Raw genomic sequence first — 18,482 nt, 5'->3', positions numbered from 1 at the left:
TGCTCACTGTGTTCTTCCTGCGTGGTTGGACCGGGACTGCGGCTGGCTTTCCACTGTACCGTCACTCACACAGCGGGCGCCGCTGCACGGCTGGCTGCGATCAGCCGGCTGTACGCATGGCCGCTGTCCTTGACGGTCCGTTTCTGGGTGTCGTAGTCGACGCGGACAATCCCGAAACGCTTGCTGTAGCCCCAGGACCATTCGAAGTTGTCCAGCAGTGACCAGACGAAGTAGCCGCGGACATCAGCCCCGGCGTCGATGGCACGGCCGACGGCGTCGATGTGGTCGAGGATGAACTGCGTGCGCTCGGGATCGGGAACGCTCCCATCGGCGGCGACGACGTCGTTGTACGCGGCGCCGTTTTCGGTGATGTACAGCGGCGGCAGCGCCGGATACTCCTCGCCCAGGCGGACCAGCAGCTTGCGCAGGCCGTCGGGATTGACCTCCCAGTCCATGGCGGTGCGGGGGAGGCCCCGGCTCGGGAAAGCGATCTGGTCGGCGCCGATCCAGGGTGAGGCCGACGGGCGCCCCGACCCGCCGGAGTGGCCGTCCGCCCCGGAGGTGTCAGGATGGCCGCTGATCAGGTCGTCGTGGTAGTGGTTCACGCCCAGGAAGTCGATCGGCGCCGCGATGATTTCCAAGTCTCCGGGACGGATGACCTCGCCCAGCCCAAACGGTTCCAGGTCCGCCAGCGTGTCCTGCGGATAGGCGCCCCGGAGGATGGGGTCGAGGAAGATGCGGTTCTGCAGGGAATCGAAGAGGCGGGCAGCTTCCAGGTCCGCGGGATCGGCGGAATCCCGCGGAATGGAGTTGCTCAGGTTCAGGGTGATGCCGAGCTGCTGGGCTCCCCGGCTGCGCAGCTCGGTGACAGCCAGGCCGTGGGCCAGATGCTGGTGGTGAACGGCGGCAATGGCAGCCCGGGGTTCCTGCCGGCCGGGTGCGTGCACGCCGGAGCCGTATCCGAGCAGCGACGAGCAGAACGGTTCGTTGAACGTGGTCCAGTGCTGCACCCGGTCGCCCAGGGCGGAATAGACATCGTTGGCGTAGTCAACGAACCGGTGCGCGGTGTCGCGGTTGGCCCAGCCGCCGGCCTCTTCCAGGGCCTGCGGCAGGTCCCAGTGGTAGAGCGTCAGCCAGGGCAGGATGCCGGCTTCAAGGAGCTCATCCACCAGCCGCGAGTAGAAGTCCAGCCCCTTGGCGTTGGCGCTGCGGCCGCCGGGCCGGACCCGGGCCCAGCTCGTGGAGAAGCGGTAGGAGTCCAGCCCCAGCTCCTTCATCAGGGCCACGTCCGCCGGCATCCGGTGGTAGTGGTCCACTGCCGTTGCGGGGGTGTCGCCGTTGAGGATGTTGCCGGGAGTGCGCGCAAAGGCATCCCAGACCGATTCCTCCTTGCCGTCCTCCGCCGCCGCACCTTCGACCTGGGCGGCTGCGGTCGCCGATCCCCAGATAAAGCCGGCCGGCCAGTTGGTCTCCACCGAAGAATTGATAGTCATTAGCCCTTCACTGCTCCCTGCATAATTCCGGAAATAAGTTGTTTGCCTGCCACTACAAAGAGAATCAGCAGGGGAATGGTCGCCATGACGGCGCCGGTGAGGACCACCGAGTAGTCCACGTAGCGGTCCGACTGCAGCTGGCTCAGCGCCGTCTGCAGCGTGGGATTGCCCGTGCCGAGGACCAGCAGCGGCCACATAAAGTCGGTCCACGCCATCATGAACGTGAAGAGGCTCAGAATGGCCATCGCCGGCTTGGCGGCCGGGAGCGCCACATGCCAAAAGGTCCTGATCATGTTGGCGCCGTCCATGCGCGCCGATTCGATCAGTTCGTCGGGGATCACGTCCACCAGGTACTGGCGCATGAAGAAGACGCCGAAGGCCGTGACCAGGCTGGGCACGATCACCGCTCCGATTTCACCGGTCCAGCCAAGCTTCTGCATCACCATGAACAGCGGAATGATGCCGAGCTGGGTGGGGATGGCCATGGTGGCGATCACCGCGACCATCAGGACGCCGCGGCCCCTGAACGGAAGTTTGGCGAAGGCGTACCCGGCGAGCGTGGAAAAGACGACGACGGAAACGGTGATGGTGCCGGAAATGAGGAAGCTGTTGCCCAGTGCCTTCCAGAACGGCACGGTGTCGAACACCTCACCGACGTTGATCCAGAAGTTTCCGCCCGGCAACAGCGGGGGCCAGTTCGTGCCGAGGGCTTCGTTGGAACGGGAACCGACGACGGCGGACCACCACAGCGGGTAGGCCGAGCCGGCCAGGAAGGCCAGCAGGATGCCGTAGGCGAGGAAGCCGGGTCGGCGGTTGTTGCCGAAAAACCTGCCGGTCCGGCGGCCGCCGGCGGGCTTTCCGGAGCCTGACGTGATGCCCGTTCCGGGGACGGCTCGGGCTTTTTGCAGGACGCTCATCGCGTGCTCCTAACCCGGCGGGGCTTGGCATCCGCCGTGGCGATTTTTTTGGAGATCAGGAAGTTGACGACGCCAACCAGCACAATGATCAGGAACAGGATCCACGCGATGGCCGATGCTTTTCCGAAGTTCTGCCGCTGGAATGCCATCTCCCAGAGGTAGAGCACAGTGGTCTGGAACTGGCGCTGGCTGCCGCCCGCGGTTACCGAGTCGAAGAGCCGGGGCTCAGCGAAGATCTGCAGTCCGCCGATCGTGGAGGTGATGACCACGAAGATCATTGTCGGCCGGATGCTGGGCAGGGTGATGCTGAAGAACCGCCGGAACGGGCCGGCGCCGTCGATGGCGGCGGACTCGTAGATGTCGCGGGGAACCGCCTGCATGGCGGCCAGCAGGATCAGGGCGTTGTAGCCGGTCCAGCGCCAGTTGACCATCGTCGCGATGGCAAAGTGGCTGGGCAGGGTTTCGGTCTTCCAGAGGATCGGCTCGATTCCCAGGTTGCCGAGGATGTTGTTGATCAGCCCGTACTGCTCACCGAACATGCTGGTGAAGATCAGGGCCACTGCCACCGGGGTCACCACGTAGGGGAGGAGCACGCTCATGCGCCAGAAGGTCTTGGCCCGCAGGTTCTGGTCCAGGACGGCGGCCAGGAACAAGGCGACGGCGAGCTGGGGAATGGCGGAGAGCAGGAAAATGCTGAAGGTGTTGAAGAGTGAGTTCCAGAAGTACCGATCGGTCATCACGGCAGTGAAGTTCTGCAGCCCGATGAACTCACCCTGCCCCTTGAGCAGATGCCAGTCATGCAGGGAGACGTAGAAGGTGAAGAGCAGCGGGAAGAGCCCCACGACGGCGAACACAATGAAGAACGGGGAGATGTAGAGGTAGGGGGAAGCTTTGACGTCCCAGACGTTCAGGCGTTGCCGGAACGTTGGCTGGGGCTTGGCCGGCGGTGTCGCCTGCGGACGGTTAATTGTGGTGGTCATGGGGTTCTCGCGCTCCCTAAGGGGGGGTCCCCAGCCGCAGCTGGAGACCCCGCAGCGGTGGATGCTAGTTGTTGACAACCAGCTCGTCGAGGAGCTTGAGCGCTTCAGCCCAGGCCTCATCGGTGTCGGCGCTGCCGGTTTCCAGCAGGTCCAGGGCGGGGCCGAAGACATTCTCCTGGATGACGGAATCATCCGGACCCTTGAACTGTGCGACTACGCCCTCGGCGCGGGAAGCCAGGATGGCGCCGGTGGGCGCATCGTTGAAGTACTCGTTGGGCGTGGCGTCGGCCGCGAGCTTCTCCTGCGCCTCTACGGTGCTGGGGAAGTTGTTGGCCGCTGCGCTCTGCTTGACCTGCTGCTCCGGGGCGGTCAGCCAGGTTGCCAGTTTCGCGGCTTCCTCGGGGTGCTCGGACGTTTCGGGAACGGACAGGAAGGCTCCGCCCCAGTTGGACGCGCCGCCGGGGAAGACGTCGGCGAAGTCCCAGCCGCTGTCAGTGCCGCCGCCGGCTGATTCGATCGAGCCCTGAATGGTGCCGAGCATCCAGCCGGGGCAGACGAAGGTGGCGAAGGAGCCGTCAAGGAAGGCCTGGCCCTTGCCCCAGTCCCATTCGGTCTGGTTGCCGGAGAGTCCGTCGGAGGTGGCGGACGCGAGCTGCTCGAACTTTTCCTTCATGGCAGCGTTGCCTACGACGTTCAGTTCGCCGTCCTTGGTGTAGTAGCCCTCGTCCATCTGGTTCACCATGGAGTTCCAGACGAAGCCTGACTGGTCGTACCAGGCCTTGCCGGTCTTCTCGTGGTAGGCGCGGCCGGCTTCGAAGTAGGTGTCCCACGTGGCGTCGTCGCCGCCGAAGTACTCGGCCACGGCTTCCCGGTCGCTGGGCAGCCCGGCGGCTTCAAAAAGCTTGCCGTTGTAGCACAGGCCCTGCGGTCCGATGTCGGTTCCGTAGCCGATGACCCGGCCGTCGGCGTCGGTGCCCTGCTTGTACTTCCACTCCACCCAGTTGTCCTTGACGTCTGCCGCACCGTACTCGTTGAGGTCAACGAACTTGTCGGAGACCTCCATGATGGCGCCCAGCCAGCCTTCCTCAATGGCCACCACGTCACTGACGCCCGAGCCTGCACCCAGCTTGGTGAAGAGATCGGTGCGGGCGTTGCCGCCGGTGTCGATGTTGGTGGGCTCGATGTCGATGCCGGGATTGGCTTCTTCATACTCGGCGTACAGATCGTCGTAGCCGAAGGTTCCGAAGGTGGTCACCGTCAGCTTGACGGGATTGTCTTCGCTGGCGGCTTCCTGGTCGCCGCCGCCGCAGCCTACGGCGAGCAGGGCCACTACGGCGGCACCTGCCACAGCCGCTGCGGGATGTCGGAAATTCTTCACGGTCACTCCTTTGTGTGTGGATAGAGCAGTAAATATCCCGGGGCAGTGGACCGTGCCGTGTGGTTCTCGTGAGGCCTGATCGACGGAAGCGGGAAGCGAAGGGGAGGGGAAAGCTGGTACAGAGTCGTACGCTCCGTAGAACCTGACGGATATCGGGTCTGTGAGAGAGCGCTCTCTTGACGTTCCAATCACACTAGAAGTGATACGGGTCACTGTCAAGAGAGCGCTCTCTGAGTTTTTCCGGCGGGGCTGCGGGAGAGTGGCCAGGTCAACGCTGCGGCTGATTCCAGGGGGCGCCGTAAAAGGTCCTTCCGCGAACTATCAGCGGTGTGCTGGACCGAGGGATGCCGTCCCCGGTTCGCTGCGCGTGGCGGCGTCTGGGGTTCCCCTTGACCTAGAGTCCCGTCAGGGCTTCCTTCACGAGGGACAGGACTTCGGCGTCCAGGCCCCGGAGCGCGAAATCAGTGTCAGTGGTGGCGTAGGACGCGGCACCTTGCCAGTCTGACTTCACCGGTGCTCCGTCGATGCACCAGAATGTATTTCCTTCGTGTCCGTCGACCTCCAGGACAATCTTTACGGCGTCCCGCGGGCCACGGGGGGTCTGAATGGTTTCGTGTCCATGGCGGACGAAAGAGGCCGAAGCTGCCGTCGAAGGATTGTCTTCGTGGAACTGGTGGAACTCTCGTGTGGGAGCGGTGGTGGACAGAAAGTCCGTCAGCACCAGATGCGCGGCATAGCTGGGGATCGGGGTGCGGGTGTCTCGTTGTGGCCCCGGTTCCGCAGCCCGGACTTCGACGTTGGTGTTCTGGAGATGATCGACGTACCTGTAGGCGGTCCAGTTGAACACATTGGTGGTGAAGCGGGTTTCCTGAAACAAGTGGACGACAGGTCCGCCTTGGGTCCTGAAGGCAAGCGTTGTCTGAATCCGGTCTTCTGACACATGGCGGATTAGTGCGCCGATCTTGGCGCCACCTTCATGAAAGGAGTTGATTTCCGTTGTTGTCATGGATGCAAAGTAGCACCATCGGGGAGGATATGGATTACGAAGTGTTGACGGAAATGTTGAAGCTGTGAATCGGGTGGCCTCATATGAGATTTGTGCGGGAAAACCCCGGTTTTTCAGTGCTGTGGGCGATTAACTTCGCCTCCTCCATGGTGGGTTGGTCGATGGGAATTGCCCTCAGCGTCCATATCTATCGGCTGACCGGGTCAGCCCTGTGGACCGCCGTGTTCGCCGCCACTCCTGCGCTAGCAGGACTTGTATTTGGCCATGTAGCCGGAACGGTGGCGGATCGCTGGAATCCGCTTCGGGTGGTGCAACTCACCCTGGCGTTGCGGGTCGTCGTTTTGTTGGGGTTGTTCGTGGTTGCTGAAGCGCCGTTCAAATTGGCACTTCTGGTCTTCCTGCAAGCCGTCATCCAACAGATTTATCGACCGGCAGAACAGGTACTGATCGCTGATTTAGTGTCGGCTGATAACCTTCCTCAAGCCAACGGCCTCAATTCGTTTGCATCGAATGCCACTCGGCTTGTTGCTCCGGCGCTTGGTGGCTTCATTATGGTTCTCGTCGGGTTTAGCGGGACCGCGCTCGGCTTGACTGTCTTCATGACATGTTCGGCTATCTTGAGCCTTACACTGGGTCGCTGGTACCGTCCGAAGCCGCCGCGGGATGATAACGAAGGGTCCGACGGCACAGCGCCCAGTGGTATGCAGCCTGTCGGCACCTACCTAAAATTGTTGCGGCGGAATCCCCGGGTGAGGGGTTTAGTTCTTCTCCAAATCCTCGACGCCGTCAAAGAGGGGCCGCTCACCGCTCTGTTTCCCGTCTTAATGTTGGGGGTAGTGGGCGCCACGGCTAGTGAAATGGGACTGGCCAGCAGTGCGTTCGCCGTGTCGGCCGTCTTGGCAGGTCCGCTGATGGGAACAGCCATCAAGCGGGCTGGCTATCACCTGCCGGTTATCGCCGGAGCGGCCGTGGCTCAAAGCCTGATCGTCGTTCTGGTGATCTGGCCCTCCTTCCCGATGGCCCTCATTGTATTTTTTCTATCCGGACTGCCTTTCACGGTGTCCTGGGTGGGGAGCCAGACCTGGCTGTTGTTGACGGCGCCGTTAGCTATGAGAGGCCGCGTTATTGGTACGAGTGGAGCTATCTACTCGGGTGTTTTGTTAACCACAATGCTGGGCAGTGGTGCTCTGGCCGACATCGTGGGTGTCCAGTGGGCGATAGGGGCCGCCGCAGCTGTCGCCGTCCTTGGTCTCATTCCCGTCCACCTCCTGTTGCGGTCCGGGGTGAGCTCTATGGACGCCGGTGCCGTTCCGCAAACGCAGAATTGATTGTCATGCCACCGAGCTCGCGGCCTCATCTCTTACGCGACCAGGAAGAAGTAAAAGGAAAGATGGAGGGCGAGATTCAAATGAAGAGTTTTCAACGCCAGGCGTAGCGATGCGAGGACGAATCCGAGAGCGAGGATCGACAGGCTCGGTAGGACGTGAACGGGTGCGAAGCTTTGCGGAAGGAACACTGCGTGGCCGATCCAGAACATGACCGCACTGGCGACGAGCACACCCCATAATGGCATCCGTTCTCGCAGGTAGCTCTGCAACAGCCCGAAGGTGAGGTAGTTCTGCCAGAACACGGAGACAGTCATCCAGAACATGTACAACGCCACGGGAGCCTCCAGCTCGTAGCGAAACGGCACCGTCAAGGCCAGCGCGAGCGGCAGCGCGTACAGCCACCCCGACCGCGAGTGTGCAAAGAGGACCCGGTTGTACCGAGGATGCGCGAGGAGAAGGACGATGACAATGATGAGCGCCATATTCGTCTCGATAAGTATCGACACGTCAGCATCACTGGTGAAAAATTTGCCGGCACCATTGGCAAGAAGTCCTGGCGTGAGATACCAAAGGCCGAGCCATAGTGCAGCTGCCAGAACGAGCATCGTCCATGAAAGACGAGGGCGGGCGCTGGAGATCGTTGCACCCGTTTTTTGTGGCACAGTCACGACGGAAACCTGGAAGTCATGGGCCCACACTACCGACCTGGGAATTCTTGGCCAGCGCGTATGGATGTCAATCCGGTAAATCAGCCACAACCGGCCCGGCCGGTAATGCAGCCAGTTGTCCTGAATAGAATCAGGTCAATGAAAGGGCGGGATACGGATGAGAAACAGGATAATAAATCCACGATCTGACGGACAAAATCACTCGGGACGTCTCATCGTGAGTATCGGATGACACCCGCAACACCTGGGCCGCCCGGTGGCGTGCCGAGCCTGCGCCTGCTGTTTTCCCCCGAGAGCTACAACCTTGGTGAGACAACGCGCGGGATCGAGGTAGCTGCCGAGGCGAACTTGCGTGGCCATGAAACAAGATTCCACATCTACTCGCGGCGTTACCTCTCGACGATTGAAGATGGTGGACAACCGGTCCGCCTCACCCGGCCGATCATGTCGGACCGCGAAGCTGATCAGATCATGGCGCTCGACCAGGGGCGGGGGGATCCGGCATCCCTTCACCCGCGATCTGATTCGTCGACGGGTCCTGTCCGAGATCGCGGCGATCCGACAGTTCGGCGCTGACGCCGTCGTCGTAGGCTCTAACCCGACCATGTTCCTCGCTGCCCGGATTGCCGGTGTAACGCTTTTCTACATACGCCCTATTACCTCTCCACCACACATCTGTCCGTAGGTACTGCCACTGGTACGGGGAGGGCCCCGTGGGCCCTTCGAATGCTCGCCCGGGTCAGCACCTGGAAACCACGAGCATTCTCCCGGATAGCCCGCGAGTTCGGACTGGAGCTACCGCGCCGGACGGTCGATGCACTCTCCGCAGACGTGAACCCGATCGCCTCACTGTTTCCAACGTTACGGGAGGACCCCACTACACCGAGCCCAAGAACTCGGAGTGCGAATGCGCGGGCTCGATGGCCCTGCCCGCGCCGTCGACGCTATGGAGAGGCACTTGGAAACTCATGCGGAGGCCAGGAACGTCAGCACAGGTTAAGGCCGGTGAGTGCGGATGGCGGAACAGGATGTGCCGGCTCCTCCGGATTCGTCCGGCCCCAATAAACCTTACCGGCGCGTGCTGACCGTCACCGTGAACTTCGGGTTCCGGGCCACTTCCCGGGTGGGGCCCACCAGCCGGTTCAGCGCCGCCTTGTAGGTGAGGTGGCTGTTCCACACGGTCCACAGCTCACCTCCGGGCCGCAGCACGCGGCCGGCGTCGGCAAAGAGCTTCAGGGCAATTCCGGCGTGCACGCTGGCGCCGATGTGGAACGGCGGGTTCAGGACCACCAGGTCCTCCGAGCTGTCCGGCAGCCCGGCGAGGGCATCGTCGCGGCGCACCTCCACCCGGTCGGCCACGCCGTTGGCTTCGGCAGTGCGCGCTGCCGAAGCCACCGCCGCAGCCGACTGGTCCGTCGCCACCACGTGCAGGTTCGGGCGGCTCAGCGCCAGGTACGCGGCAATGGCGCCGGTGCCGCAGCCCAGATCAACGGCGCGTTCCGCCGGCCGGACTCCGGCCAGGTGCGGCAGGAGGAACCGGGTGCCGATATCCAGGGCCGGACCGGCAAAGGCAGCACCGTGGGCCCAGAGTTCCAGGGGCGCCGCCAGGCCGACGTCGTGCCGAGAGGACACCGGAAAGCGGGCCGCCGGGCGCTGCTCCGGCGGCAGGGGAGCGCGGACGGTCAGGATCCGCGACTTCTGCCGGGCCAGCCCGGCCGTCACGGAGGCGAAATAGCGTCCCAGCACGTCGTTCATGGCGGTGGACATGTGCTTGAGCCGGCCGCCGGCGTACACCACCACCTCGGGGGACGCGTGCGCGGCGATCAGCTCGGTAATCTCCTCCAGCGCGTCCAGCGACCGGGGCAGGCGCAGCAGCACCACGCGGGCGCCCGTCACGAGTCCCGGCTCCAGGCCATGGTGCGCAAAGGCGCCCTCCAGGCCCAGCTTCCGCGCATTCCGCTCCAGCGCCAGCTCGCCGCTCAGCGGGTCCTGGTGCACCCTCAGGCCCGACAGGCCGTGCCGGGCTGCCGCTGCCAGCGTCAGGGCACCGTAGGAATCCCCGATGACGACGACGGCGCCCGATGCCGCGGCGGACAGGTCATCCGCTGCAGTGTCGAGCAGCAGCCGGTCGGCGGCATCCCAGGCCTGGAGGTTGTCGGCCTCCACATCGGGCCTGCGGCTCAGCCGGGCGAAGTCGAAGCCGGCAGCGTCGAAGTCGGCAGCGTCGAGGCCGGCGCCGCCGGTGCCGGCATCGCTGCCGGTGGGGAAGTCAGTCAAGGTCGATCCATTTCGTTCCGAGGGGGACCGGGTCGGAGGCTCCGGCGGTCAGGGCGGCGAGCCGGGAGTGGAAGGCCGCCAGGGCGTCCGGGGTGTCGGGCAGCGCGACGCTAAGCTGCGCGCCCGCGGCCGAGTACTCGGTGCCCAGGACGCTCACTCCGGCCGAACGAAGGTCATTTTCCAACCGGCCGGCCGCGGAATGCCCGGCCGGAATGCCGTACAGCTGCATCCGACGGCGCCGGACCAGCGCAGCGCCGGCCACCGCTGAGGACACCGATTCCGAATAGGCGCGCACCAGGCCGCCGGCGCCGAGCAGGATGCCGCCGAAGTAGCGCACGGTGACCGCAGCGACATCGCTCAGGTCCGCGGCGCCGTCGAACGTCTCCCGTTTGGTCAGCGCTTCCAGCATGGGAATGCCGGCGGTGCCGGAGGGTTCGCCGTCGTCGCTGGAGCGCTGCACGCTCCGGTCCGGGCCCAGCACAAAGGCGCTGCAGTGATGGCGGGCGTCGTGGAATTCGCGGCGCAGCCCGGCGACCAGTGCCCGGGCCTGTTCTTCGGTTTCAACCCGCCGCAGGACGGTAATGAAGCGTGAACGCTTGATCTCCAGCTCGTGCCGGTGTTCGCCGGCAACGGTGGTGTAGCGCCCCGTTGTTCCGACCTGTTCATTCACCTGTCCAGTTTAGGCGCTGCCGCGGGACTGTCCGCTCCGGGCGCCGGCACACGGTAGCCTTGGGCGCATGCTGAGAGTAGGACTGACCGGCGGGATCGCCGCCGGAAAATCGCTGGCCGCCCGCACCCTGCAGGACCTGGGAGCGCTGGTGATCGATTCCGATGCCCTGGCCCGGGAAGTGGTGGAGCCGGGCACCGAGGGGCTCACCGCCGTCGTCGACGCCTTCGGGCCCGGAATGCTCGACGGCGAGGGCCGGCTGGATCGCCCGGCGCTGGCCGCCGTGGTGTTTTCCGACGCGGACAAGCGGGAAATCCTCAACGGAATCGTTCATCCGCGGGTCCGGGCGCGCGCGGCGGAACTGGAGCGGCAGGCCGCGCCGGAGACGATCGTGGTGCATGACATCCCGCTGCTGGTGGAAACCGGCCAGCACCGCAGCTTCGACTTCGTGCTCGTCATCGACGCGCCCGAGCAGGAGCGGATCCGCCGGATGGCTGCGGACCGCGGCATGAGCGAAGAGGCGGCCCGGGCGCGGATCGCCGCGCAGGCGGGCGCCGCCGAACGCGCCGCTGCGGCCGACGTCGTGCTCGTGAATGCGGGCAGGGCCGGGGAGCTGGTGGGCGCGGTGCGGGAACTGTGGCGCAGCCGGCTGGTCCCGCTGAACGAGGCCCTGCTGCGGACCGGAAAATGACGGCCGGCGCCGCTGTTCAGCCCTCAGCTAACCGGGCGCGCTGCGGACACGTCCTGACCGCAGCGCGGAGTAGCGTTTAAGCATGAGTCTTGCGCAGGACATCAAGAGAGTCGTCGCCCCCTTCGAAGTAATCAGCGATTACTCACCCGCGGGCGACCAGCCCACAGCCATCAAGGAACTCGCCGAACGCATCAACGCCGGCGAAAAGGACGTGGTCCTCCTCGGTGCCACCGGTACCGGTAAGAGTGCGACGGCGGCCTGGCTGGTGGAGCAGGTCCAGCGGCCCACGCTGGTGATGGTGCAGAACAAAACCCTCGCCGCACAGCTGGCCAACGAGTTCCGCGAGCTGCTGCCCAACAACGCGGTGGAGTACTTCGTTTCGTACTACGACTACTACCAGCCCGAGGCCTACGTTCCGCAGACCGACACCTTCATCGAAAAGGACTCCTCGGTCAACGAAGAGGTGGAGCGGCTGCGCCACTCAGCCACCAACGCGCTGCTGACGCGCCGCGACGTGATCGTGGTCGCCACCGTGTCCTGCATCTACGGTCTGGGTACCCCGGAAGAATACATCGAGGGCATGGTGACCCTGCGCCGGGGCCAGCAGATGAACCGTGACGACCTGTTGCGCAAGTTTGTGTCCATGCAGTACGCCCGCAACGACATGGACTTCCACCGCGGCACCTTCCGGGTCCGCGGCGACACCGTGGAGATCATCCCGATGTACGAGGAAAACGCGCTGCGGATCGAGTTCTTCGGCGACGAGGTCGAGAACATTTACACCCTGCATCCGCTCACCGGCGACGTGATCCGCGAGGAAGAGGAGATGTACGTCTTTCCGGCTTCGCACTACGTGGCCGGCGAGGACCGGATGCACCGGGCCATCCGCCAGATCGAGGATGAACTGCAGGTCCGGCTGGCAGAGCTGGAATCCCAGAACAAGCTGGTCGAGGCGCAGCGGTTGCGGATGCGCACCACCTACGACCTGGAAATGATGCAGCAGATGGGCTTCTGCAACGGCATCGAGAACTACTCCCGGCACATCGACGGCCGCGGCCCGGGCACCGCTCCGCACTGCCTGCTGGACTACTTCCCCGACGACTTCCTGCTGGTGGTTGACGAATCCCACGTCACCATTCCGCAGATCGGCGCCATGTACGAGGGGGACATGTCGCGCAAGCGCACCCTGGTGGACCACGGCTTCCGGCTGCCCTCGGCGATGGACAACCGGCCGCTGAAATGGGACGAGTTCCTGGAGCGGATCGGCCAGACCGTGTACATGTCCGCCACGCCGGGCAAGTACGAGCTGTCCAAATCGGACGGCTACGTGGAGCAGATCATCCGCCCCACCGGTCTCGTGGATCCGCAGGTGATCGTCAAGCCCAGCAAGGGCCAGATCGACGATCTGCTGGGGGAGATCCGGACCCGGACCGAGCGCAACGAACGCGTGCTGGTGACCACGCTGACCAAGCGGATGGCCGAGGACCTGACCGGCTACCTGCTGGAGCACGGCGTCAAGGTGGAATACCTGCACTCCGACGTCGATACGCTGCGCCGGGTGGAGCTGCTGCGCGAGCTGCGGATGGGCACCTTCGACGTGCTGGTGGGCATCAACCTGCTCCGCGAGGGCCTGGACCTGCCCGAGGTGTCGCTGGTGTCGATCCTCGACGCCGACAAGGAAGGCTTCCTGCGCTCCTCCACCTCGCTGATCCAGACCATCGGCCGTGCCGCCCGCAACGTCTCCGGCGAGGTGCACATGTACGCGGACCGGATCACCGACTCGATGGCAAAGGCCATCGACGAGACCAACCGGCGCCGCGCCATCCAGGTGGCGTACAACAAGGACCACGGCGTGGATCCGCAGCCGCTGCGCAAGAAGATTGCCGACATCACCGATTCCCTCGCCCGGGAAGACGCCGACACCAAGGCGCTGCTGGCCGAGGCGGCGGAGAAGAAGAACCGCAAGACCGCGGGCAAGGGCAAGGGCGGCATCCGCAAGGACGGCCTCGCCGCTGCTCCGGCGGAGGACCTGGCGGGACTCATTGCGTCGATGACGGAGCAGATGCACGCCGCCGCCGCCGAACTGCAGTTCGAACTGGCCGCCCGGCTGCGTGATGAAGTCGGTGACTTGAAGAAGGAACTGCGGCAGATGCAGAACGCCGGGCACGCGTAGGGGCTTTTCCTCCGCTAGAAGGGCTTTCTGTCCGGAAGGGCTTTCTCTCCGCGAGCGCGCGCTGCGATAGACTTCTTGGCAGCGCAGGGGAGTATCCGCCCGCGCTGTATCCGTCAGCACGCGGGGCATCGTCGTCCCGCCGGGTGCAGCGGGCAGCCGTTCGAACGTCGCGTTCGCGGATGCCGGAGAGACTTGCGTTCACTCCCGCGCCCGAAAGGTCCCCCTACATGCCCGAATTACCCGTGGTCTTTGAGGTCGGCACATTTGTCGTCCTCGGACTCGTCCTGCTTTTCGACCTGCTCCTTGTCGTTAAGCGTCCGCACGAGCCGTCAATGAAGGAAGCCGGCCTGTGGGTCGGCTTCTATGTCGGGCTTGCCCTGGCCTTCGCCGGTGCCATGTTCGTGTTCACCGGACCGGAGTACGGCAGCCAGTTTGTGGCCGGCTGGGTCACCGAATACAGCCTGAGCATCGACAACCTGTTTGTCTTCATCATCATCATGGCCCGCTTCTCGGTACCGCGTAAGTACCAGCAGGAAGTGCTGATGTTCGGCATCATCATCGCGCTGATCCTGCGCGGCATCTTCATCATCATCGGCGCCGCCGTGATCGAGAACTTCAGCTGGGTGTTCTTCATCTTCGGCGCCTTCCTGCTGTGGACTGCCTACAAGCAGGCCACTGACAACGGTGAAGACGAAGAAGAGGGCAGCGACAACAAGCTGATCGGCAAGCTGCGCCGCGTCCTGCCCATGACCGACAAGTTCGACCAGGGCAAAATCCGCACGGTGGTGGACGGCAAGAAGGTCTTCACCCCGATGCTGATCGTCTTCATCACCATCGGCGTTACCGACCTGATGTTCGCTGTGGACTCCATTCCGGCCATCTTCGGCCTGACCCAGAGCGCCTTCATCGTCTTCACCGCCAACATCTTCGCCCTGATGGGCCTGCGCCAGCTCTACTTCCTGCTGGGCGGCCTGATGGATCGCCTGATCTACCTCAAGCACGGCCTGTCGGTCATCCTGGCGTTCATCGGCGTGAAGCTGATCCTGCACGCCCTGCACGTCAACGAGCTGCCGTTCATCAACGGCGGCGAACATGTCGCCTGGGCTCCGGAGATCCCGACCTTCGTCTCCCTCGCCGTCATCCTCGGCACCATCGTGATCGCCACCGTTGCCTCGCTGCTCAGCCCGAAGGCCAAGGCCGTCCAGGCCGTGGCGTCGCTGGAAAACGCACTGAAGGTGTACCGGAACCTCGGGGAAGACGCCCCGCACGAGGAACGGGTGGAAGCCTACGACAAGGTCACCAAGTCCTACCAGGCAGCCACCACCGTTGCCAAGGACCGCGACGACGTGAAGCTTCCGGAAGTCACTGATGAGGCCCGGGCACACTTCCTGGCCAACGACCCAAGGTCACAGCGCGGGCAGTAATACCGAGCAATAGCAACACCAAGCAGCAACACCCGTAAACGAGAGCAGGTCCCCGGCAAATGCCGGGGACCTGCTCTCGTTAATACCTCGGTGGAGGCGGAAGCCTTAGATGGCGCTCCATCCGGCGTCGGACGCCAGGATCACACCGTTGACATTGGTGCCGTCCTTGCTGAGCAGGAACGTGATCGAGGCGGCGAGCTGCTCGGCGGTGGCCTGGCCGGGCACCATCGACATCAGCGGCTGGATGCGTGCGGCACCCATCTCGGATTCCCACTTGGCCTCGATGTTGGTGATGGTGGCACCGGGGGCCACGGCGTTCACGCGGATACCCTTCTGGCCGTACATCACGGCTGAGCTCTTGGTAAGCCCGACGACGGCGTGCTTGGACGCCGTGTAGGCGGCACCGGCGGCGGAGCCGCGCAGGCCGGCCTCGGAGGTGATGTTGACGACGGAGCCGGAGCCCTGCGCCAGCATCAGCGGCAGGACAGCGCGGCTCAGGCGCATCGTGGCCGTGACGTTGACCGCGAACACCAGGTCCCAGAGCTTGTCCTGGACCTCATGCACCGGTGCGAAGTTGTCCATGATGCCGGCAACGTTGGCCAAACCGTCAACGCGGTCACCGGCGGCCTCAACGATCTTGGCGACCGACTCTTCCTTGGTGATGTCACCGACAACCGGAACGATGTCCAGTGACGGGTTCTCGGACACGAGGGCGTCCAGGCGTTCGGAGCTCATGTCGGCGGCGATGACGCGGCCGCCTTCCTTGGCCACGCGCAGTGCGGTGGCGAGGCCGATGCCCGAACCGGCACCGGTCACAATAACGGTCTGGCCCGAGAAACGGCCTTCGGTGATGGATTCCTGCCAGGATGCTGCAGCGTTCAAAGGGTCCTCCAAAGAAGTAAATAACTGATCTTCCGATATTATGACACTTTGTGTCTTAATTGAAGCTGGGAGGCACCAATGGATGACGGCAAAACTTCGGAAACCCTAAACACGGAATCCGAAAAGTCGAAAATACGGGGCGGGCAGGGCAGCACCGCCGGAAGAGGCGTGCGCGCTGCAGGCCGCCCGGTGAGTATTGACCCGGACAGAATCGCCGCCGTCGCGCTGGAATTGTTTGCCGAGCACGGCTACGAAGGAGCGTCCATGGAGGACATCGCCCGGGCGGCGGGGATCGGACGCAAGAGCCTTTACCGGTACTTCTCCTCAAAGTCCGCCCTGGTCTGGGGCGGAACCGAACCGGTGCAGCAGGCCATCGCGGCCGGGCTGCGGACTGCGGCGGTGCCGGCGGAAGCCGCCGGCGGGAGCATCTCGGAACCCGGGATACGCGCGGCATTGATCATGGCTGTCGCCCAGGGAGCGAAGGTGCTGCCGGACCTGGCAGTGACGCGCGGCCGCCTGCGGCTGATCAGCAGCCACCCTGAGCTGGCCGCCGAGGCCTACCGCTATCTGGGACAGAAGGGATCTGCCCTGACGGCATATCTGGAGGCCGCGGGTTTGCCGGCTCCGCGTGCGGCACTGACCGCAGCGGCCATGGGCGCTGCCATGGTCACGGCGTGGATCCAGTGGGCCAACTCGGAGGAACCGGACCCGGCACCTTACCTGGCCGCAGCAGTGGACGTGGTGCGGTTAGGCGCCTGAGGCGGCCGCTGCCTCCGCTGCCTCCTGGTGCTCCGGCTCGCCCCGCACCATGGCCAGGAGCCGGTTAAAGATGCCCTCGCCGTCGTCGGCGATGCCGTCGTGGTGGAAGTCCGGGCTTTCCCAGACCCGCAGCCCGCGCACGGCAGCTGCCGTCTCCAGGGACAGGTCCCGGTCAACGTAAATGTCGTCGCTGTAAACGGCGGCTGCCACCGGGACCGTGTTCCGGGCCAGCTGCGCCGGATCGTACAGCGCGGGCCAGTCCTTCCTGGCGGCGAGCAATTCGGCGGTGTCCTTCAGCGGCACCAGTGCCGGATCCTCGTCGAAGTACCAGGGGTAGACCATCTCCCCGGTGTAGAGCGGTTCCTCCGCGTCGGGCCGGAACTCCGGAAAGTCTTCGAGAACCCGTTCCGCCGCCCAGTCCGTGGCCTTCCCCTGGCCGTAGATGGACTCATGGAGCAGTGCGTACAGCGGGTTGGCGGCGCGGCTGACCAGCCCGTGGACCGTTTCCAGGAAGGTGTCGGAGAGGCGGTCGCCGTCGGGCGTTGAAACGAACGCTTCCTCCAGCAAATGGTGCAGGCCGTCCATGCGGGTGTTCCCGCCCAGATAGGAGCCTGCCATCTGGAAGCGCTGCACGCTCAGCCGTTCCCCGGAGGGCAGGAACTCCGGGACGTCCTTCAGATGCCGGGCGATCCGGGTGGTAATGGTCCGGTCCTGCGGATACTTGGCGAAGTATTCGGCGTTGCGGGCGGCAACCCGCCGGAAGGTCGCGCGGTACACCCGGTCCGCCGGGCCGGTCAGCGGGGCCAGGCCGCCGGTGATGAGCGATTCGCGCAGCCCGTGCGGAGCGAAGGACAGGTAGGTCAGGGTGCAGAAGCCGCCGTAGCTCTGTCCGTAGGTGGTCCACGGGGCGGAGCCGAGGGCCTCCCGGATCAGTTCGGCATCGGCCACGATGGAGTCGGCCCGGAAATGCGCCAGGAACTCGGCCTGGGCGGCGGCATTCCCCCGCACAGCCAGGGTCTGCCGGGTGAGCGGCGTGGAGAGCCCGGTGCCGCGCTGGTCCAGCATCAGGAGGCGGAAGCGGGAGGAAGCGGCCTTGGTCCAGCCGCCGAACTGCAGCAGCCGCGGCCCCTTGCCGCCGGGACCGCCCTGCAGGTACAGCAGCCAGGGCAGCCGCTCCGCCTCGGCCTGCGGCAGCTCGGCGTCGGTGTATTCCCGGGCAAAGACGGTGATGGTTTCACCGTCCGGGTCCGCGTGGTCCAGCGGCACCGTGAAGCGGTGGTCGGTGACCCGCATGCCGCGGACCGTGCAGGACGCCGAGGCCGTGTGCGGCGCGCTCATGCGGAGGTGTCCGCGGCCGCTGTTCCGGAGGCGCCGAAGGTCTCCAGGGGACCGCCGGTCAGCCGGAAGGTGGTCCAGTCGTCCTGCGGGACGGCGCCCAGGGACTTGTAGAAGCGGATGGACGGCTCATTCCAGTTGAGGACGCACCATTCCACCCGGGCATAACCGCGCTCCACGGCGATCTCGGCCAGCGTGCGCAGCAGCGCCTTGCCGCAGCCCTTGCCCCGGGTCTCCGGCCTGACGTAGAGATCCTCCAGATAGATCCCGTGCGTGCCCTCCCAGGTGGAGTAGTTCAGGAACCAGAGCGCGAACCCCTGAACTGCCCCCTGCTCCACGGCGACGTGGGCGAAGATGGCCGGGTTGTCCCCGAACAGGTTCCGTTCCAGGGCCTCGGCGGTGTTTTTCACCGCGTGCGGCTCTTTCTCGTAAATCGCGAGGTCGTGAACGAGCTCGAGGATTACGGGGACGTCTTCTCTGCGGGCGGGGCGTATTTCCATGCTG

The 18,482-nt window shown here is 64.7% G+C and carries 16 protein-coding genes; 5 read left to right on the top strand and 11 right to left on the bottom strand.

Annotated features, from left to right (window positions below):
• Positions 1 to 65: 65 nt before the first annotated feature.
• From QNO08_RS09845 to QNO08_RS09825, 5 genes are all read right to left on the bottom strand, one after another.
• Positions 66 to 1,493 (bottom strand): GH1 family beta-glucosidase, encoded by a 1,428-nt coding sequence (locus tag QNO08_RS09845; protein ID WP_229965689.1) that lies wholly within the window; start codon positions 1,491 to 1,493, stop codon positions 66 to 68.
• Entirely contained in the window at positions 1,493 to 2,410 is a 918-nt protein-coding gene (locus QNO08_RS09840) for a carbohydrate ABC transporter permease (protein ID WP_229965690.1), read from the bottom strand. The genes QNO08_RS09845 and QNO08_RS09840 overlap by 1 nt, the downstream gene beginning before the upstream one ends.
• Entirely contained in the window at positions 2,407 to 3,390 is a 984-nt protein-coding gene (locus tag QNO08_RS09835) for a carbohydrate ABC transporter permease (RefSeq protein ID WP_229965691.1), read from the bottom strand. Before QNO08_RS09835 ends, QNO08_RS09840 begins: the two co-directional genes overlap by 4 nt.
• Positions 3,391 to 3,454: 64 nt before the next feature.
• Positions 3,455 to 4,768, bottom strand: coding sequence for an ABC transporter substrate-binding protein (locus tag QNO08_RS09830; protein WP_229965692.1), 1,314 nt, complete (start codon positions 4,766 to 4,768; stop codon positions 3,455 to 3,457).
• Positions 4,769 to 5,162: 394 nt separating this feature from the next.
• The gene (locus tag QNO08_RS09825) at positions 5,163 to 5,645 is read right to left on the bottom strand and encodes a hypothetical protein (protein WP_284155584.1); all 483 of its coding nucleotides are present in this window, start codon (positions 5,643 to 5,645) and stop codon (positions 5,163 to 5,165) included.
• Positions 5,646 to 5,857: 212 nt separating this feature from the next.
• Between QNO08_RS09825 and QNO08_RS09820 the strand changes: the two genes are divergently transcribed.
• Positions 5,858 to 7,102 (top strand): MFS transporter, encoded by a 1,245-nt coding sequence (locus QNO08_RS09820; RefSeq protein ID WP_284155583.1) that lies wholly within the window; start codon positions 5,858 to 5,860, stop codon positions 7,100 to 7,102.
• Positions 7,103 to 7,134: 32 nt separating this feature from the next.
• On the opposite strand, the gene QNO08_RS09815 is transcribed toward QNO08_RS09820, so the two are convergent.
• The 3 genes from QNO08_RS09815 to QNO08_RS09805 all read right to left on the bottom strand — a co-directional run bounded on the left by QNO08_RS09815 (position 7,135) and on the right by QNO08_RS09805 (position 10,717).
• A complete protein-coding gene (locus tag QNO08_RS09815) occupies positions 7,135 to 7,770 on the bottom strand; it encodes a hypothetical protein (RefSeq protein ID WP_229965695.1) in 636 nt (211 codons plus the stop codon).
• A 1,068-nt stretch (positions 7,771 to 8,838) separates the two neighbouring features.
• Complete coding sequence (locus QNO08_RS09810) at positions 8,839 to 9,954, bottom strand: class I SAM-dependent methyltransferase (RefSeq protein WP_229965797.1); 1,116 nt, start codon at positions 9,952 to 9,954, stop codon at positions 8,839 to 8,841.
• Positions 9,955 to 10,039: 85 nt separating this feature from the next.
• Entirely contained in the window at positions 10,040 to 10,717 is a 678-nt protein-coding gene (locus QNO08_RS09805) for an IMPACT family protein (RefSeq protein ID WP_229965696.1), read from the bottom strand.
• Positions 10,718 to 10,784: 67 nt separating this feature from the next.
• Between QNO08_RS09805 and coaE the strand changes: the two genes are divergently transcribed.
• From coaE to QNO08_RS09790, 3 genes are all read left to right on the top strand, one after another.
• The gene (coaE, locus tag QNO08_RS09800; RefSeq protein WP_229965697.1) at positions 10,785 to 11,405 is read left to right on the top strand and encodes a dephospho-CoA kinase; all 621 of its coding nucleotides are present in this window, start codon (positions 10,785 to 10,787) and stop codon (positions 11,403 to 11,405) included.
• Positions 11,406 to 11,487: 82 nt separating this feature from the next.
• A complete protein-coding gene (uvrB, locus tag QNO08_RS09795) occupies positions 11,488 to 13,578 on the top strand; it encodes an excinuclease ABC subunit UvrB (RefSeq protein ID WP_229965698.1) in 2,091 nt (696 codons plus the stop codon).
• A 227-nt stretch (positions 13,579 to 13,805) separates the two neighbouring features.
• Positions 13,806 to 15,002 carry a TerC family protein gene (locus QNO08_RS09790; RefSeq protein WP_229965699.1) on the top strand — a complete coding sequence of 399 codons (1,197 nt, stop codon included), beginning with the start codon at positions 13,806 to 13,808 and terminating at the stop codon, positions 15,000 to 15,002.
• A 105-nt stretch (positions 15,003 to 15,107) separates the two neighbouring features.
• On the opposite strand, the gene QNO08_RS09785 is transcribed toward QNO08_RS09790, so the two are convergent.
• Complete coding sequence (locus QNO08_RS09785; protein WP_229965700.1) at positions 15,108 to 15,884, bottom strand: SDR family NAD(P)-dependent oxidoreductase; 777 nt, start codon at positions 15,882 to 15,884, stop codon at positions 15,108 to 15,110.
• Positions 15,885 to 16,073: 189 nt separating this feature from the next.
• On the opposite strand from QNO08_RS09785, the gene QNO08_RS09780 reads away from it, so the two are divergent.
• Entirely contained in the window at positions 16,074 to 16,643 is a 570-nt protein-coding gene (locus tag QNO08_RS09780; RefSeq protein ID WP_229965701.1) for a TetR family transcriptional regulator, read from the top strand.
• On the opposite strand, the gene QNO08_RS09775 is transcribed toward QNO08_RS09780, so the two are convergent.
• Both QNO08_RS09775 and QNO08_RS09770 read right to left on the bottom strand, forming a co-directional pair.
• Positions 16,632 to 17,981, bottom strand: coding sequence for an alpha/beta fold hydrolase (locus QNO08_RS09775; RefSeq protein WP_229965702.1), 1,350 nt, complete (start codon positions 17,979 to 17,981; stop codon positions 16,632 to 16,634). The genes QNO08_RS09780 and QNO08_RS09775 overlap by 12 nt on opposite strands.
• Complete coding sequence (locus tag QNO08_RS09770) at positions 17,978 to 18,478, bottom strand: GNAT family N-acetyltransferase (protein WP_229965703.1); 501 nt, start codon at positions 18,476 to 18,478, stop codon at positions 17,978 to 17,980. The genes QNO08_RS09775 and QNO08_RS09770 overlap by 4 nt, the downstream gene beginning before the upstream one ends.
• Positions 18,479 to 18,482 lie beyond the last annotated feature (4 nt).

It is taken from the genome of Arthrobacter sp. zg-Y820 (assembly GCF_030142155.1).
Classification (GTDB): domain Bacteria; phylum Actinomycetota; class Actinomycetes; order Actinomycetales; family Micrococcaceae; genus Arthrobacter_B.
Note: the sequence above shows the minus strand (reverse complement) of the source record. Positions and strands in the feature narration are given on the sequence as shown.

Bases quoted from the DNA above. Each gene is read 5' to 3' on its own strand.
- QNO08_RS09845 (WP_229965689.1), bottom strand. From the start codon at position 1,493: ATGACTATCAATTCTTCGGTGGAGACCAACTGGCCGGCCGGCTTTATC.
- QNO08_RS09840 (WP_229965690.1), bottom strand. From the start codon at position 2,410: ATGAGCGTCCTGCAAAAAGCCCGAGCCGTCCCCGGAACGGGCATCACG.
- QNO08_RS09835 (WP_229965691.1), bottom strand. From the start codon at position 3,390: ATGACCACCACAATTAACCGTCCGCAGGCGACACCGCCGGCCAAGCCC.
- QNO08_RS09820 (WP_284155583.1), top strand. From the start codon at position 5,858: ATGAGATTTGTGCGGGAAAACCCCGGTTTTTCAGTGCTGTGGGCGATT.
- coaE (WP_229965697.1), top strand. From the start codon at position 10,785: ATGCTGAGAGTAGGACTGACCGGCGGGATCGCCGCCGGAAAATCGCTG.
- uvrB (WP_229965698.1), top strand. From the start codon at position 11,488: ATGAGTCTTGCGCAGGACATCAAGAGAGTCGTCGCCCCCTTCGAAGTA.
- QNO08_RS09790 (WP_229965699.1), top strand. From the start codon at position 13,806: ATGCCCGAATTACCCGTGGTCTTTGAGGTCGGCACATTTGTCGTCCTC.
- QNO08_RS09775 (WP_229965702.1), bottom strand. From the start codon at position 17,981: ATGAGCGCGCCGCACACGGCCTCGGCGTCCTGCACGGTCCGCGGCATG.
- QNO08_RS09770 (WP_229965703.1), bottom strand. From the start codon at position 18,478: ATGGAAATACGCCCCGCCCGCAGAGAAGACGTCCCCGTAATCCTCGAG.